Genomic DNA, 15,056 nt, shown 5'->3' on the forward strand with positions numbered 1-15,056 from the left:
TCAGGCGCGCAGAGGCGGTCGCCTTCGACGTGGCCGACTACGATCCCGAGACTGGCGCACTCACCATCCGGCGGGGCAAGGGTAACAAGGCTCGCCTCATGTACGCGACGAACGGCGCCCGCGATGCCCTTGCGGCCTGGTTGACGGTGCGTGGCTCGGAGCCGGGGCCGTTGTTCGTCCCGGTGGACAAGGCGGGCCGCATCATGCTCCGCCGGCTGACACCCGAGTCCGTGTTTGACCGCCTCGCCCATCTGGCGAAGCGCGCCGGCATCGCCCGCTTTTCCCCGCACGACATGCGCCGCAGCTTCATCTCCGACCTACTCGATAACGGCGCCGACTTGGCCGTGGTGCAGGCAATGGCCGGGCACGCGAACCCGGCGACCACGGCGCGGTACGACCGGCGGGGCGAGAGGGCAAAGCAGGGGGCCGCTGGGTTGTTGGTCGTGCCCTATGTGCCGGCGTGAGGCTGTTCCTCGTCGTCCTCGTCTTCAACAGTGACCGGCTCAACCTGCGTGGCAGATAGGCGTGCGTACAGCCGCCCACCGCTGGCGAAGAGAGCACGATCCCCGGCGCGCACGGTACCGTTGGTCCCGGTCAGGTTGGGCGCGTCGGCGAGTTCCCGCAGGAGAGCGCGAAGCTGATCCCGTCGCATCGTATGTCCTCCCGCGCCTGCTTCGCCTGACAAAACTGGCGTGTCAACCCCAAGTCGGATGCGACCTCGAAGCGGCCCAAGCAGCGGGCGGTTGGGCTGCTCGTCGTGCCCTACGTGCCGGCGTGATCGGACAAACGGCCGGGGACGAACAGCCACCAAACAGCCACCAGCGGTCCGCAGCTTGAAGCGCGGTTGCGCCTAACTCCTCGAACTCACGAGAGCGGGCGACCGGGGTCGAACCGGCGACGTCCAGCTTGGGAAGCTGGCATTCTACCACTGAATTACGCCCGCAACGGCCCGAGACCGTAGCGCACTCGTCCTCGCCTCGCAACACTACCGCCCGCGCGCGCTTCCTTGACTGCCTGGGGACCCGCGCCTACGATCCCTCCGACCCGCATGGCGACGCCCCGCGCGCGCTCGAGCTCCAGCCGGACGGCCATCCGGGCGCTGTTCGAGGCGAGTGCGCGCGCTCGCGAGGTCTTCCTGCAGGAGAACGCCGACACGCTCGAGCGTGCCATCGACCTGATCGCCGACGCGCTCGCGGCCGGACGGAAGCTGCTCCTCTTCGGCAACGGCGGCAGCGCCGCCGACGCCCAGCATCTCGCGGCGGAGTTCGTCGGACGGTTCCAGCGCGAGCGGCGGCCGCTTCCCGCCATCGCGCTCACCACCGATACCTCGGCGCTCACCGCCATCGCCAACGATTACGGCTACGACGAGGTGTTCGCCCGCCAGGTGCGCGCGCTCGGCGCCGCGGGCGACGTCGCGCTCGCCATCTCGACCAGCGGCCGCTCGCCCAGCGTGCTGCGCGCGATCGACGTGTGCCGGGAGCTCGGCATCAAGACCATCGGGCTCACCGGGGGCGACGGCGGGACGCTCGCCGGCCTGGTCGATCTCTGCCTGCGCGTGTCCGCGAGCACCCACGCGGCGCGCATCCAGGAGACGCACATCCTGATCGGACACGTGCTCTGCGAGCTCGTCGATCGCCGCTTGTTCGGGGAGTCGTAGGTGAGTCGTCCGCGGCGCCCGGGCCGCGCCCCCGTCCCGCTCGACATGTCGCGCGTCCGCACGGTGCCGCTCGCCCGGCGGCCGAGCCTGGTGGCCGCGGCGAGCCTCGGTCGCCCAGTCGGGGCCGGGATGACGGTGCGCCGGCTCGTCGCCCGGCTGCCGGACATCCTCGCCGCGCGCGATCTCCGCGGCGCCGTCGAGCGCATCGCGGGGGCGCTCCGCCGCGGTCGGCCGGTCGTCCTCGGCATGGGCGCGCACCCGATCAAGGTCGGGCTCGGGCCCGTCATCGTCGACCTGATCGAGCGTGGCCGCCTCGCGGCGGTGGCGATGAACGGCGCCTGCCTGGTGCACGACTTCGAGCTCGCCTGGAACGGCCGGACCTCCGAGGACGTCGGCCCGGGCCTCGAGCGCGGCACCTTCGGGATGGCGCGCGAGACCGGCGAGTTCCTGAACCGCGCCACGCGCGAGGGCGTCGCGGCCGGGCGCGGGCTCGGGCGCGCGATCGGCGAGGCCATCCTGCGCGCGCGCCTTCCCTTTCGCCGGACCAGCATCCTCGCCGCGGCGGCGCGGGCGGACATCCCGGCCACCGCGCACGTGGCGATCGGCACCGACATCGTCCACATGCACCCGAGCGCCGACGGGGCCGCGATCGGCGAGGGGAGCCTGCGCGACTTCCACCTGCTCGCGGGCGTGATGGCGCGGCTCGCGGGCGGGGTCTACCTTAATCTGGGCTCGGCCGTCGTATTGCCGGAGGTGTTCGTCAAGGCGCTCAACCTGGCGCGCAACGTGGGCCATCCGGTGCGCGACCTCACCACGATCGACATGGATTTCAACCGTCACTACCGCCCGGCGGTGAACGTGGTGGCGCGACCCACCGCGGCGGGCGGCCGCGGCATCCAGCTCACGGGCCACCACGAGATCATGTTCCCGCTCCTCTGGGCCGCGGTGGAGGACGCGCTCGCGCGGCGTCGATGAGTATCATCACGCTCACCACAGACTTCGGTGCCGCGGACCCGTTCGTCGGCATCATGAAGGGCGTGATCGCGGGCCGCGCGCCCACGGCGCGCGTGATCGACCTGACGCACGGCGTCCCGCCCCACGACGTACTGGCCGGCGCGCTCATCCTCCGCCATTCGGTGCCCTACTTCCCGCGCAGCACGATTCACCTCGCGGTGGTCGACCCCGGCGTGGGGAGCGAGCGGCGGGCGCTGTGCGTCGAGACTGCCGGCACCCTGCTGGTCGGCCCGGACAACGGGCTGCTCTCGCTCGCCGCACCCCGCATCGAGATCCGCCGCATCATTCACCTGACGGCGGAGCACTTCTTCCTCTCCCCGCGCAGCGCGACGTTTCACGGACGCGACGTGTTCGCGCCGGTCGCCGCCGCGCTGGCGGCGGGGACACCCGTCGAGAAGCTCGGGAGCGAGGTGCGGGACATGCAGCGGCTCGACCTGCCCCCGGTCGTGCGCGAGGGGCACGCGCTCCGCGGCCAGGTGATCTACGTCGATCACTTCGGCAACCTGGTGACCAACGTGAGCGCCGCCGATCTGGCCGGCCTGACCGTCCGCGCGCCGTCGATCGGGATCGGGAACGTCCGCCTGCGCGGCGTCGCGCCTTCCTATGCCGCGGTCCAACGTGGCGAGCCCGTCGCCGTCGTGAACAGCTGGGGGCTCGTCGAGCTCGCGGTGCGTGAGGGCTCGGCGCGCGATCAACTGGGCGCCAGTGTCGGCGCGGCTGTCGTGATCGAGGCGTGATGGCGATCGACGAACGCTCGAGCGAGGGGGTGTCGCCGGCCGCGCTGGCGCGGCCGATGGCCGGCGCACGCTCCCCCGCCGTGCACGCCGTGCTGCTCGGGGCGACGATCTTCAGCGCCACGCTGGCTGGCGTCGACGTGGACCCGCTCGCGCTCGCTGCGCATCCCGCGCTCCTCCTCCGCGGGCTGCCGTTCGCGGCCACCCTGGTTTTCATCCTTCTCGTGCACGAGTCCGGGCACTACGTCGCCTGCCTCCGGCACCGCGTGAGCGCTTCCCTGCCCTACTTCATCCCGGCGCCGCTCGTGAGCCCGGTCGGAACGTTCGGCGCCTTCATCCGCATCCGCTCGCGCTTCCCCGACCGGCGCGCGCTCTTCGACATCGGCGCGGCGGGGCCGTGGGCGGGGTTCGTGGTGGCGCTGGTCGCCACCGTGGTCGGGCTCGCGCACTCGACCGTGCTCGCCGAGCCCCCCCGGTGGCACGGCGTCGAGTGCGGTGACTCGCTTCTGACCGCGTTCCTCACCCGCGCCGTCCTCCACGTGGACTCCGCCACGGTGGTCCTGCATCCCGTCGCCTTCGCGGGCTGGTTCGGGCTCTTCGTGACCTCGATCAACCTGATCCCAGTCGGACAGCTCGACGGCGGGCACGTGCTCTACGCGGCGGTCGGCCGTGGCGCCCCCTGGGTCCCGGCGCTCCTCATCGCCTTCCTCGCCTGGCTCGGCGTGCGTGGCTGGCCCGGCTGGCTCCTGTGGACGGTCATCATCAGCGTGCTCTGGTCGCTCGGCCATCCGCCGACCGACGACGACCGGCGTGCGCTCGGCCGAGGCCGCCGGCTCGCCGCTCTCGCCACCTTCGTGATATTCGTCCTCACCTTCGTGCCCGAGCCCATCAAGCTTCTCCCATGAGCGAGCGCCCGAGCTGGCACCAGTACTTCCTCACCATCACGCGCCAGGTGGCGGAGCGCTCCACCTGCGCGCGCGCCAAGGTGGGCGCGGTGATCGTGCGCGACAAGAACATCCTGGCGACGGGGTACAACGGCTCGCCCGCCGGGCTGCCGCACTGCACCGACGTGGGGTGCCTCGTCTACACGTCGCGCACGCCGTCCGGCGAGACGGAGGAGAACTGCTTCCGCACCATCCACGCCGAGATCAACGCCATCGCGCAGGCGGCGAAGAACGGCGCCAGCATCCGCGACGCCGACATCTACATCACGCACACGCCCTGCATTCACTGCCTGAAGGTGCTCATCAACACGGGCATCCGCCGCATCTTCTACGAGCGCGAGTACAAGCGACAGACGCTCGACGAGCTGCTCCGCTACACGGAGGTTCGGCTCGAGCGCGTCGAGCCGTGAGCGGCGGCGGCCGGTGCGGCTGGCGGGGGTTGCCAGTCGATCCGCACCAGGTAGACGAGGAGCGCGAGCAGCGCGAGAGCGACCAGCAGATCGAGGAGACTCAGGCCCTCCGCCCCTCGGCGTCCCACGCGGCGCAGGATAGCCAAGCCCGCCCGGCGCCGCCAGGCGGACCGTGCTGACGCACGCCCCCTGGGACGCCGTGCCGGGCCTGCGGCACGGGTTTCTCGGCGCCGCCGAGTGCGCCGCCGCCCCGGGCTGGGAAACGGTCCTCGCCCGCGTCGGCGTGCGCGTGCCGCTCGCCCTCCCGCGCCAGGTACACGGCAGACGGGTCGTGAACGCGACCTCGGCCGGCGTGCAGCCCGAGGCCGACGGCCTGGCCAGCACGACGACGGGGCTCCTGATCGGCGTCGTCACGGCGGACTGCATGCCGGTCCTGCTCGCCCACCGCCGATGCCGCGTCGTGGCCGCGGTGCACGCGGGATGGCGCGGGGTGGCGGCCGGCGTACTCGAGTCCGCAGTGGCGCACCTCCGCGCGGCGTTCGGCACGCGACCGGGCGAGCTCGAGGCCGTGATCGGCCCCGCCATCGCCGGCTGCTGCTACGAGGTGGGAGCCGACGTCGTCGACGCCTTCCGTGCCCGCGCGGGCAACCCGGCGGCGCCCGCCTGGACGCCGCGCGGGAGCCGCCTTCACCTCGACCTGCGCATCGCCGCTCGCTGCCTCCTCCAAGCGGCAGGGGTCCGATCGGTGGCTACGCTCGGCCCGTGCACCGCGTGCGGCGAGGGCTACCACTCCTACCGTCGCGACGGAGCGCGAACGGGCCGGCAGCTCAGCTTTGCTGGATGGGAGTAGCGGCCGCGACCGGAACGACCTTGGGTTCGTCGAAGCGCGCGGGGTCTTCCAGGAAGGCGCGGAAGAGCTGGGCCATCGCCCCGCCGTGCCAGCCGTCCATGAAGCGGTGGTCGAAGGTGACGCCGAGGGTCATCATCGGCCGCACCACCACCCGGCCCGCCTCCACGACCGGCTTCTCCTGCACCTCGCCCACCAGCACGACGAGGGGCGTGCGGCTGAACGGGACGAGCGGCGCGTAGGCCTGCGCCAGGCCGAACATGCCCACGTTCGTGACCATCGCGCTGCCGAACTCGTCCTTCACGACCCCGAGCCGCGTGAGGTCGAGGTCCAGGTCGTAGACCAGGTACGCTATGGTGCGCATGACGGGTCCGAGCAGGAGCAGCGGGATGCGGTCGAGGAGCGATTTGGTGCGCTCGACCTGGCGGTCCTGCCGCGCGCGCAGGCGCTCCACGCGGGTCTCCATCTCGCGCGCGATCTCGAGGACGCTCTTCACGTCGGCGCGCGCGATCTTGATGCCCGAGAGCTCCGTCCCGCCTTCGATCGCCACCTGGAGGAAGATGTCGACGCTGTCGCGCAGCATGATGCGGCCGCGGGCCACGATCCCGTTCAGCTGGGGATACTGGCGCAGCGCCAGCGCGACCCCGCGCGCCACGAGATGCGTCACGGTGACGCGCACTCCGCTCTCCTCGCGCAACCGCTCGACGTAGGCGAGCGCCGACCGCATGGGGATGTCGAGCTGGGCGTAGACGCTCGGATCCCGGGGGGGCCGCCAGGCCTGCGTCGCCACCCGGCGCCAGCCGCGGAGCGGCTGGAGGGGCTTGAAGGTGCGCGGCATCACGTGGTGCCCGGGAAAGGCGCCGCACTCTAGCGAGCGCAGATCCGGGCTGTCAACGCGCCGCCGGCCCGCGCGAGCGCGTTCTTGAGCGGGGACCGGACGGCTGCTAGCCTCCACGCAAGGCGGCCCGAACGTCCGGGCCCCGGGAGGTGTCCCGTGACAAGGTCTCTGTTCGCGCTCGCCCTCGCCGTCGTCCTCCTCGGTGCCCCAAGCGCCGCGCGGGCGCACGACGCCTACGACGACTCCGAATCGAACCCGCTCCGCCTGGCGGCGTACGGGCTCTACCCGGTCGGCTTCATGCTCGAGTGGATCGTCATGCGCCCGATGCACTTCGTGGTCTCGAACCCGCAGCTCGAGCGCGTCTTCGGGCACGTGCCCCACGAGAGCCCCTTCGGCGGGTACGAGGCCTACGAGCCCGCCTCCCAGTAGCGCCCGTCTCCGCGCGGGCGCGGCATGAGCTACCGGCGGAAGGACGCCTACTACCGCCGCGCCCGGGCCACCGGCTACCGTGCCCGCAGCGCCTACAAGCTCGCGCAGCTGGACTCCCGCTTCCGGCTTCTCCGACGCGGCGACGCCGTCGTCGACCTGGGCGCATGGCCGGGTGGATGGCTTCAGGTGGCCCTCGAGGCGGTCGGCCCCCGCGGTCGCGTGGTCGGCGTCGACCTGGTCCCCGTCGAGCCGCTGCCGGCGCCGAACCTGCGCCTGGTGAGCGGTGATGTGCGGGATCCGTCCACGTGGCGGGTCGTGCTGGAGCATCTGGGTCGGCCCGCCGATGTCGTCCTCTCGGACCTCGCGCCCAAGCTGACCGGAATCCGGGAGACGGACGATGCGCGCTCGAGCGAGCTCGTGGCGGCGGTGCTCGAGGTGCTTCCAGCCGTCCTGCGCCCCGGCGGGAACCTCCTGATCAAGCTCTTCATGGGTGGGGCGCTCGACGTCGCCACGGCCGAGCTGCGGCGCCGCTTCGAGGAGTTCCGAACGACGCGGCCCGACGCCACCCGGAAGGCATCGGCCGAGGTGTACGGGGTCGGACGCGGCCACCGCGGAGCACCCGCGCGCTGAGATGCGGGGTTGGACCTGGTGTGTGGAAAACTTGTGGATATCGAAAATCCGTGCCGCACCAGGGGTATACGCCAGTGCTCCGGAGACACGCCGTCAAGACCCGGGCCGATCCCCATATAAGTGCCTGTTTCGGCTGGAGCAACGCACTTTGAACATCGTCGGCAAAAGGGCAGGGAGCGAACGCGTTCATTGGCCAAAACCGCGCCCAGCGCGGTGTTGACAAGTCGGTGCGTCGCGAAGCCGCGCTGGGCGAGGATTTGCTCGCGCGCGAGCGCGGAAAGGGGCGTGGAATGCTGCTCTGCGGCACGACCAGACCGAATCGCCCTACTCTGACGCGGCGCTCCGCGCCTGCAGCTCTCGGCATCGCGGCTGCCCTCGTCGGCGGTCATGTCGCCCGCGCGGCCGATCTCGACTGGCACCGTCTCGGGAACGAGGCGGCCGAGGTGCTGGCCGACGTGATCCGCATCGACACCCAGAATCCGCCCGGCGGGGAGACGGCGGCGGCGAACGCGCTCGCCCGCAAGCTCGAGGGCGAAGGCATCGAGGCCCAGGTCTTCGAGTCATCGCCGGGCCGCGGCAACCTCCACGCCCGGCTCCCGGGCAACGGCGGCGCGCCGCCCATCATCCTGCTCGCGCATTTGGACGTGGTCCCGGCCGACCCCCGGGGCTGGCGCGTCCCGCCCTTCTCCGGCGCACTGGAGCACGGTTACGTCCATGGGCGCGGCGCGCTCGACGCGAAGGGCGTGGCGGTGGTCGAGCTGATGGCGCTCGTCGCGCTCAAGCGGAGCGGGCAGCCGATCGACCGGGACGTGATCCTGCTCGCCACCGCCGACGAGGAGACGGGCGGCAAGGCCGGCGCGGGCTGGATCGTGCAGCACCGGCCCGAGCTGCTCGGGAACGCTGAGTACCTGCTGACTGAGGGCGATCACATCCACGTCGCCCAGGGCAGGAGAAAGGTGGTTCAGGTCGCCGTGGCGGAGAAGACGCCGTTTTGGGTGAAGGTGATCGCGCGCGGGGAGGGTGGTCACGGCTCGACGCCCCCCGCGCAGACCGCCGTCACGCGGCTCGTCCGGGCGCTCGACAAGGTCCGTCGGTACCGGACCGCCGTGCGGCTCGTGCGGCCGGTGGAGGAATACTTCGCCGCCCTGGCGCCCCTCGAGCGCGAGCCGTTGCGTAGCAAACTCGCCCACTTGAGCGAGGCGCTCGAAGATCCCGCCTTCCTTGCCGAGTTCACCCGCAACCCGCGCCAAAATGCCCTCATCCGGAACACCATGACGCCCACCGTCCTCGAAGGGAGCCCCAAGACCAACGTCATCCCCGAGGAGGCGAGCGCGCAGCTCGACTGCCGACTCCTGCCGGGGGAGCGCCCCACGGAGTTCCTCGCGCTTCTGCGCGAGGTGATCGCCGACGACGCCATCCGGATCGAGACGCTGCTCTCGTTCCCAGCCTCTTCCTCCGACTCGGCCTCCGGGCTGATGGCCGCCATCCGCAAGCTCGCGGCCGGCGACCTGGGCGGGGCGCCGGTCGTTCCGAGCGTGATCACGGGTTTCACGGACAGCCACTACTTCCGGGAGCACGGAATCGCGAGCTATGGTTTCGTACCCTTCGTCCTGAGCGAGGATGACGAGAAGACGGTCCACGGCGTCAACGAGCGCGTCTCGGTCGAGAACCTCCGCGACGGCGTGCAGCGGCTCGTCGCCTTGCTGCGCGCGCTGCCCGCTCGATAGAGCATTTTCCGCGCCCGCGCAGTTGCAATTCCGGCTCCCGCTTGCTCTAAAGGGCCATTTCCGGAGAAGGGTGTGTGCTTCGGGCGGGAGCGGGACTGTCGACAGAGCGAGATTCGGCGCGCGCCGCGGCCGATGCGGCCACCGCAGCACTTACCTCTGCGAGCCTCGAGCGCGCCGATGTGCTGCTCGTCTTCGCGACTACGCCACACGGGCCCGGCTTCACGCGCGTCACCCGCACCGCGGGCGAGGTGTGCGGGACGGCGCAGGTGGTGGGCTGTAGCGCCGCAGGCGTGCTCGCCGGTGAGGAGGAAGTCGAGGGCGGTCCGGCCGTGGCCGTACTCGCGCTCGGCGGCGACTTCGTCGCCCGTCGCTTCTTCGTACCCTTGACGCGCGGGCGAGCCGAGCACGTTGCCGACGACATCCTCGACGCCGTCGGGGAGGGCGGAGGGGGTGACCGCGTCCTCTTTCTCTTCGGGGACACGTACCATCTCGAGCCCGAGCCGCTGTTTCGCGGACTCCGGCAGCGGCTGCCCGGTGTGGTGGTGGTGGGCGGCGGAGCGTCGGAGGACGGGAGCGTCGGTGAGGTGTCCGTCTTCTCGGGCAACGCGGCCTCCTCGGCAGCGGTAGCCGGTGTGGCGCTGGAAGGCTCGCTGCGCGCGACGGTGGGCGTGACGCACGCCCTGCGGCGCGCGAGCCCCGTGTGGCGAGTCACCGCCGCGCGGGGCAACTGGATCCTCGCGTTGGATGGGCGACCCGCTTACGAGGTCTTCGCCTCTGTGGTCCCCTCCCCGCTGCTCGCGCATCCGCGCCGCGCGCTCGCCACCGTGCTCGCCGGCTTGCTGGTCGGCGAGGACGAGTTCGTCGCCCGCCACCTGCTCGCGCTCGACGCCGAGCACGGCGCCCTTGCCGTCGCGGCTCCGGTCGCCGAGGGCCAGCGCGTGTTCTTCGGCGTTCGCGATCCGCTCGGGGCACGCGAGGGTCTGCAACGCCTGCTCGCCGACCAGGCGGCGGCATGGCAGGCGCCGGAAGCCGCGGCCGCACTCTACGTTACCTGCGTCGGCCGGGGGCGCGGCTTCTACGGCGTCCCAGGCCTGGAGAGCGCCTATCTGCGGCAGCACCTCGGCAGGCTTCCGGTTGCGGGGTTCTTCAGCGGGGCGGAGTTCGGGCCGGGCGCGGACGGGACGCAGCTTCATCAGTACACCGGCGTGCTCACCGTGCTGGGCCCCGGCGCATGATAGGTACGGGGGAACAGGGAAGGACCGGGCGCGCGCGGGCGCGCCACTCGAGAAGGAGGACGTGATGGGACGTGTGAAGGAGCAGTCGCGCGGGCGGCTCGCCGTGCTGCAGGACGTCCTGACGGGGGGCGGGAAGGCTCTGGTCGGCCAGGCGCAGAGCCTGGGCGCCGGGGTGCAGCGCCGCATCGTCGAGGTGGGGCGCGGCGTCGAGAGCCAGGTGACCACGCTCATCGCCGGGATCGAGGAGCGGCTCTCCGAGCGCCTGGACGTTCTCCTCGATCGCCTCGCGGTGTCGCTGCGGCGCGATCTAGACCGCGTCCGCGAGCGCGTCCGGGCGGTCGAGAATCGCCTGGCCGACGTGCCGAAGGAGGGAGTGCGCGAGCTGTTGGCTCCCCTGCAGTCGATCGCGAGCGGCGCGGGGGAGCGGGCATCCGCAGCCCTGGCGCGCATCGAAGAGCTCTCGCTCCGCCTCCAGCATGCGGAGCGGCGCGTCGCCGAGCTCACGCGCGAGGCCACGCGCGAGACGCTCGACGCTGGGGAGCTCCTGCAGCGGCTCGAGCGAACCGAGCAGCGTCTCACCGACCTCGGGCGTGAGGTCGGCACCAAGCTCGGCGAGCTGGGCGCGCTCCGCGAGCGTCTTACCAGGATCGAGGGGCGGGTGGTCGAGAGCTCCAAGGATCAGATCGCGCGGGCGGGCGAGGCGACGGGCTTCCGGGACCGCGTGACGCGCCTCGAGGGCCGGCTGAGCGATCTCTCCAAGGAGCAGGTCGCCCGCGCGGTCGAAACGGCGGGCCTCCGCGAGCGGCTCTTCCGCGTGGAGCAGCGCAGCGGGACCTCGGCAGCGGCCGGGGCGTTCGCCGAGCCCGAGCGCGCTCCCGTCTCGGTCGAGGATTAGCTCGCGGTGGAGATCGTCCCTGTTCCTCAGCTCGCCGACAACTATGCCTACCTGCTGGTCGATCCCGAGTCCCGCGAGGCCGCCGTCGTCGATTGCGCCGAGGCGGCGGCCGTGCTCGCCGAGGCGGAAAGCGCGGGCGCGCGGCTCACGGCTGTGCTCGCCACCCACCACCACTTCGACCACGTCGGTGGCAACCCGGACCTCCTGGCCGCCCTCCCTGGTCTTCACGTCTACGGCTCGGCCGACGACGCGCCCCGCATCCCCGGGATCACCCATCGCGTGCGGGACGGCGACCCGGTCCAGGTCGGCGCCTTCCCGGGCCGGGCGATCACGATCCCGGCGCACACCAGCGGCCACGTCGCGTACTACTTCCCGAGCGTGAGCGCCGTGTTCACCGGCGACACGCTCTTCGCGGCGGGCTGCGGCCGCCTCTTCGAGGGTGACGCGGCGCAGATGATGGCGTCGCTCGCCAAGCTCGCCGCGCTTCCCGACGACACGCGCGTCTACTGCGGCCACGAGTACACCGAGAAGAACCTCCGCTTCGCGGCCATGCTCGAGCCGGGAAACCGGGCGCTCGCCGCCAAGCTGGCCGCCGTGCAAGCGCTCCGCCGCGAGGGGAAGTGCACCGTGCCGAGCACGATCGCCGAGGAGAAGGCGACCAATCCGTTCCTGCGCATCGACAGCCCCGAGCTTGCGGCCTCGGTCCGGGCACGGGTTCCCGACCTGCCGCCCGGAGACCGTGTGGCGCTCTTCGCCGCGCTTCGGGCTCTGAAGGACCGCTTCTGATGCCCGACCTGATCCTGAGCCGTATCGCCGACCTTGTGTGCACCATTACCCTCAACCGGCCCGAGAAGCGCAACGCGCTCAGCACCGAGATGATCGAGGCCCTCCACGCTACCCTCGCCCAGGTGGCCGCACGCGAGGACGTCCGCGTCGTGGTGCTGGCGAGCGCCGGGGGTGTCTTCTGCGCGGGCCTCGACCTGCGCGAGCTCGCGGCACAGCGGGAGGCCGGCCGGGTGGAGACGCACCCCCTCCAGGACGCGCTCGAGAACCTCGAGCGCTGCCCGCATCCCACGATTGCCGCCGTCCAGGGCGATGCCATCGCCGGAGGCTGCGAGCTGGCACTGCACTGCGACCTCCGCGTCGCCTCCGACCGCGCCCACTTCGCGATGCCGCTCGCCCGTATCGGCATCGCGGTGCCCGTGACGCTCACCTGGAAGCTCGTCGACACGATCGGTGCGGCGGCGACGAAGGAACTGCTCTTCACCGGCGAGGGCCTCGGCGCCCCGGAGGCGCTCGCGCTCGGGCTCGTGAACCGCGTCGTCCCCCCCGGGAGTCTCGAGGCCGCCGTGGGGGAGCTGGCGCGCCAGATCGCTCACAATGCGCCGCTCTCGGTCCGCGCCATGAAGGCGTTCGTGCAGCGCCTGGCCGAGGAGCGGCGAGCCTACCGGCGGGACGAGCTGGAGGCCCTCTTCCACCGCGTGCAGGGCAGCGCGGACGCGCGCGAGGGCCTGGCCGCACAGCGCGAGCGCCGTTCGCCCGTGTTCCGCGGCGAGTAGGCCCCGAGTCTCAGGCGCCCGACTGGAGCAGCCGGGCGAGCTCCTCCGCTCGGGTGACGGGTGCCGCGCAGGTGAAGTTGCGGCAGACGTATGCCGTCGCCCGCCCGTCCACCGCCGGCCGCTCGCGAGCGGGGGCCGGCAGGTCGGGCTCATCCGGCTGGGTGGCGACCAGCACCCGGTGCGGCCAGTAGGCGCGGGCGACCTCGGCCCACAGGGCATCGGTGTCGGTCGCGCCGCGTCGCCCCACGACCACCACCTCGACCGGTCCCTCGAGGAAGAACTCCAACCCCTGGAGGTACGTCGCGTAGGCGAACGGATTCTCGGCCGCTTCGTCGTGATAGAGGTGGAGGATCTCCTCGGCACGGGCGCGATGGCTGGCCTCCCCGGTCAGGTGATGCAGGCGAAGCAGCACGTGCGCCGCGACCGCGTTGCCGGAGGGTAGGGAGCCGTCGCCCGCCGGCTTGCTGCGCGCGATCAGCTGCTCCTCGTCGTGCGCGACGAAGAAGTAGCCCCCGCCCGCGCCGTCGTGGAAGCGGGCGTCGAGGGCGGCCACCAGCTCCTCCGCCCGCCCGAGGTGCACCCGCTCGCCGGTGGCCTCGTAGAGGTCGAGGAAGGCGCTAGCGAGGAAGGCGTGGTCGTCCAGGTAGGCGCCGTGCTTCGCGCGCCCGCTCACCCACCCGTGGAGCAGCTTCCCCCCGGCCCGCATGCGCGTCCAGACGAACTCCGCGGCCGCGCACGCTGCCCCGAGGAAGCGGGCGGCCCGGAGCACTCGGCCTGCCTCGGCCAGCGTCCCGATCATGAGGCCGTTCCAGCTCGCCAGGATCTTCTCGTCGCGCGCCGGCGCCGCCCGCTGCGCGCGAGCGGCCAGCAGCCGGGCGCGGGCGCGCTCGAGCGATGCCGCCACGTCGGCGGGGCTCCGGCCGAACATCCTCGCGACCTGCTCGACGGTCAGGGTGACGTGCGGAACGCTCCTCCCCTCGAAGTTTCCCTGGTCGGAGATGTCCCAGTAGCGGCAGACCAGGTCGACGTCGTTCGCGTCGACGACTCGGGCCACCTCCGCGGGGGTCCAGACGAAGTATTTCCCCTCCTCGCCCTCGCTGTCGGCGTCGGTCGCGGAGTAGAAGCCGCCTTCAGGGTGCCGCATGTCGCGCAGCACGTAGTCGAGTGTCTCCTCGACGACGCGGCGGAGCCCCGGCTCGCCGGTCACCTGGTAGGCCTCCAGGTACAGACGCGCGAGCTGCGCGTTGTCGTACAGCATCTTCTCGAAATGGGGCACGAGCCAGCGCGCGTCCACCGCGTAGCGGTGGAAGCCGCCCCCAACCTGGTCGTACACACCGCCCCTCGCCATCCGCTCGCAGGTGAGGAGCACCACGTCGAGCAACGCGGGGTTGCCGGTCGCGCGGTGCTGCCGCAGGAAGAGCTGGAAGGCCGACGTGTGCGGGAATTTGGGCGCCCCGCCGAGTCCGCCGTCGGCGCGGTCGGCATGGGCGAGGAGAGCCTCCGCCGCACGGCGCGGGAGGGTCGGGTCGAGGGGACGCCCGGTGGCCTGGGCGTGCTCGAAGCGCGCCAGGCCGGAGACGATCTGCTCGACCGACCTGGCCACGTCGGCCGGGCGCTCCCGGTAGGCCCGCGCCACCGCTTCGAGGACGCGCGGAAAGCCGGGTAGCCCGTGCCGGTCCACGGGCGGGAAGTAGGTGCCACCGTAAAAGGGCTTGCCCTCCGGCGTCAGGAACACGGTCATCGGCCAGCCGCCGCGACCGGTCAGCGCCTGCACGGCCTTCATGTAGACGTCGTCGATGTCGGGCCGCTCCTCGCGATCGACCTTCACGCTGATGAAGAGCTCGTTCATGAGACGCGCGATGTCCGGGTTCGCGAACGACTCGCGCTCCATCACGTGACACCAGTGGCAGGCGGAGTAGCCGACGGAGAGCAGGATCGGCTTGTTCTCCGCGCGGGCCCGCCCGAACGCCTCCTCGCCCCACGCAAACCAGTCGACAGGGTTGTCCGCGTGCTGGAGGAGGTAGGGGCTGGTCTCGCGGGCGAGACGGTTCGGGGGCACCACGCCCGCATGGTGGCAGCGCGCCCGCGGCGGTGCAACGCCCGTCATCGATTGACAGCCGGGCGCCCCCGGCGCTAG

Annotated in this window: 16 protein-coding genes and 1 tRNA gene; 14 read left to right on the forward strand and 3 right to left on the reverse strand. The window is 72.1% G+C overall.

Going from position 1 to position 15,056, the window contains the following annotated elements:
• Positions 1-464 (forward strand): integrase (locus E6J59_11405; protein TMB19471.1); only part of this gene is annotated, 464 nt, incomplete at its 5' end.
• Between the two features lie 407 nt (positions 465-871).
• On the opposite strand, the gene E6J59_11410 is transcribed toward E6J59_11405, so the two are convergent.
• Positions 872-943 (reverse strand) — tRNA-Gly (locus E6J59_11410).
• A gap of 147 nt (positions 944-1,090) precedes the next feature.
• Between E6J59_11410 and E6J59_11415 the strand changes: the two genes are divergently transcribed.
• From E6J59_11415 to pgeF, 6 genes are all read left to right on the forward strand, one after another.
• Positions 1,091-1,657, forward strand: a complete 567-nt coding sequence (locus E6J59_11415) for a D-sedoheptulose 7-phosphate isomerase (protein TMB19548.1) — start codon at positions 1,091-1,093, stop codon at positions 1,655-1,657.
• Positions 1,658-1,702: 45 nt separating this feature from the next.
• On the forward strand, positions 1,703-2,632 hold the full coding sequence (locus tag E6J59_11420; GenBank protein ID TMB19549.1) for a hypothetical protein: 930 nt from the start codon (positions 1,703-1,705) through the stop codon (positions 2,630-2,632).
• The gene (locus tag E6J59_11425; GenBank protein ID TMB19472.1) at positions 2,629-3,408 is read left to right on the forward strand and encodes an SAM-dependent chlorinase/fluorinase; all 780 of its coding nucleotides are present in this window, start codon (positions 2,629-2,631) and stop codon (positions 3,406-3,408) included. The genes E6J59_11420 and E6J59_11425 overlap by 4 nt, the downstream gene beginning before the upstream one ends.
• A gap of 56 nt (positions 3,409-3,464) precedes the next feature.
• The gene (locus tag E6J59_11430) at positions 3,465-4,310 is read left to right on the forward strand and encodes a site-2 protease family protein (protein ID TMB19550.1); all 846 of its coding nucleotides are present in this window, start codon (positions 3,465-3,467) and stop codon (positions 4,308-4,310) included.
• Entirely contained in the window at positions 4,307-4,759 is a 453-nt protein-coding gene (locus E6J59_11435; protein ID TMB19473.1) for a dCMP deaminase family protein, read from the forward strand. The genes E6J59_11430 and E6J59_11435 overlap by 4 nt, the downstream gene beginning before the upstream one ends.
• A gap of 172 nt (positions 4,760-4,931) precedes the next feature.
• A complete protein-coding gene (gene pgeF / locus E6J59_11440) occupies positions 4,932-5,609 on the forward strand; it encodes a peptidoglycan editing factor PgeF (protein TMB19474.1) in 678 nt (225 codons plus the stop codon).
• On the opposite strand, the gene E6J59_11445 is transcribed toward pgeF, so the two are convergent.
• A complete protein-coding gene (locus tag E6J59_11445) occupies positions 5,587-6,444 on the reverse strand; it encodes a 2-oxo acid dehydrogenase subunit E2 (GenBank protein TMB19475.1) in 858 nt (285 codons plus the stop codon). The two genes, pgeF and E6J59_11445, sit on opposite strands and share 23 nt — an antisense overlap.
• 156 nt (positions 6,445-6,600) lie before the next feature.
• On the opposite strand from E6J59_11445, the gene E6J59_11450 reads away from it, so the two are divergent.
• The 7 genes from E6J59_11450 to E6J59_11480 all read left to right on the forward strand — a co-directional run bounded on the left by E6J59_11450 (position 6,601) and on the right by E6J59_11480 (position 12,919).
• Positions 6,601-6,873, forward strand: coding sequence for a hypothetical protein (locus E6J59_11450; GenBank protein TMB19476.1), 273 nt, complete (start codon positions 6,601-6,603; stop codon positions 6,871-6,873).
• Positions 6,874-6,897: 24 nt separating this feature from the next.
• On the forward strand, positions 6,898-7,503 hold the full coding sequence (locus E6J59_11455) for an RlmE family RNA methyltransferase (GenBank protein TMB19477.1): 606 nt from the start codon (positions 6,898-6,900) through the stop codon (positions 7,501-7,503).
• A gap of 227 nt (positions 7,504-7,730) precedes the next feature.
• Positions 7,731-9,230 (forward strand): M20/M25/M40 family metallo-hydrolase, encoded by a 1,500-nt coding sequence (locus tag E6J59_11460; GenBank protein ID TMB19478.1) that lies wholly within the window; start codon positions 7,731-7,733, stop codon positions 9,228-9,230.
• A 179-nt stretch (positions 9,231-9,409) separates the two neighbouring features.
• Positions 9,410-10,465: a hypothetical protein gene (locus E6J59_11465; GenBank protein TMB19479.1), complete on the forward strand. Its 1,056-nt coding sequence runs from the start codon at positions 9,410-9,412 to the stop codon at positions 10,463-10,465.
• 64 nt (positions 10,466-10,529) lie between these two features.
• Positions 10,530-11,360 (forward strand): hypothetical protein, encoded by an 831-nt coding sequence (locus tag E6J59_11470; GenBank protein TMB19480.1) that lies wholly within the window; start codon positions 10,530-10,532, stop codon positions 11,358-11,360.
• A gap of 6 nt (positions 11,361-11,366) precedes the next feature.
• The gene (gene gloB, locus E6J59_11475) at positions 11,367-12,146 is read left to right on the forward strand and encodes a hydroxyacylglutathione hydrolase (protein TMB19481.1); all 780 of its coding nucleotides are present in this window, start codon (positions 11,367-11,369) and stop codon (positions 12,144-12,146) included.
• On the forward strand, positions 12,146-12,919 hold the full coding sequence (locus E6J59_11480) for an enoyl-CoA hydratase/isomerase family protein (protein ID TMB19482.1): 774 nt from the start codon (positions 12,146-12,148) through the stop codon (positions 12,917-12,919). The genes gloB and E6J59_11480 overlap by 1 nt, the downstream gene beginning before the upstream one ends.
• 10 nt (positions 12,920-12,929) lie before the next feature.
• On the opposite strand, the gene E6J59_11485 is transcribed toward E6J59_11480, so the two are convergent.
• A complete protein-coding gene (locus E6J59_11485; protein TMB19483.1) occupies positions 12,930-15,026 on the reverse strand; it encodes a thioredoxin domain-containing protein in 2,097 nt (698 codons plus the stop codon).
• Positions 15,027-15,056: the final 30 nt, after the last annotated feature.

It is taken from the genome of Deltaproteobacteria bacterium (genome assembly GCA_005879795.1).
Classification (GTDB): domain Bacteria; phylum Desulfobacterota; class Binatia; order DP-6; family DP-6; genus DP-6.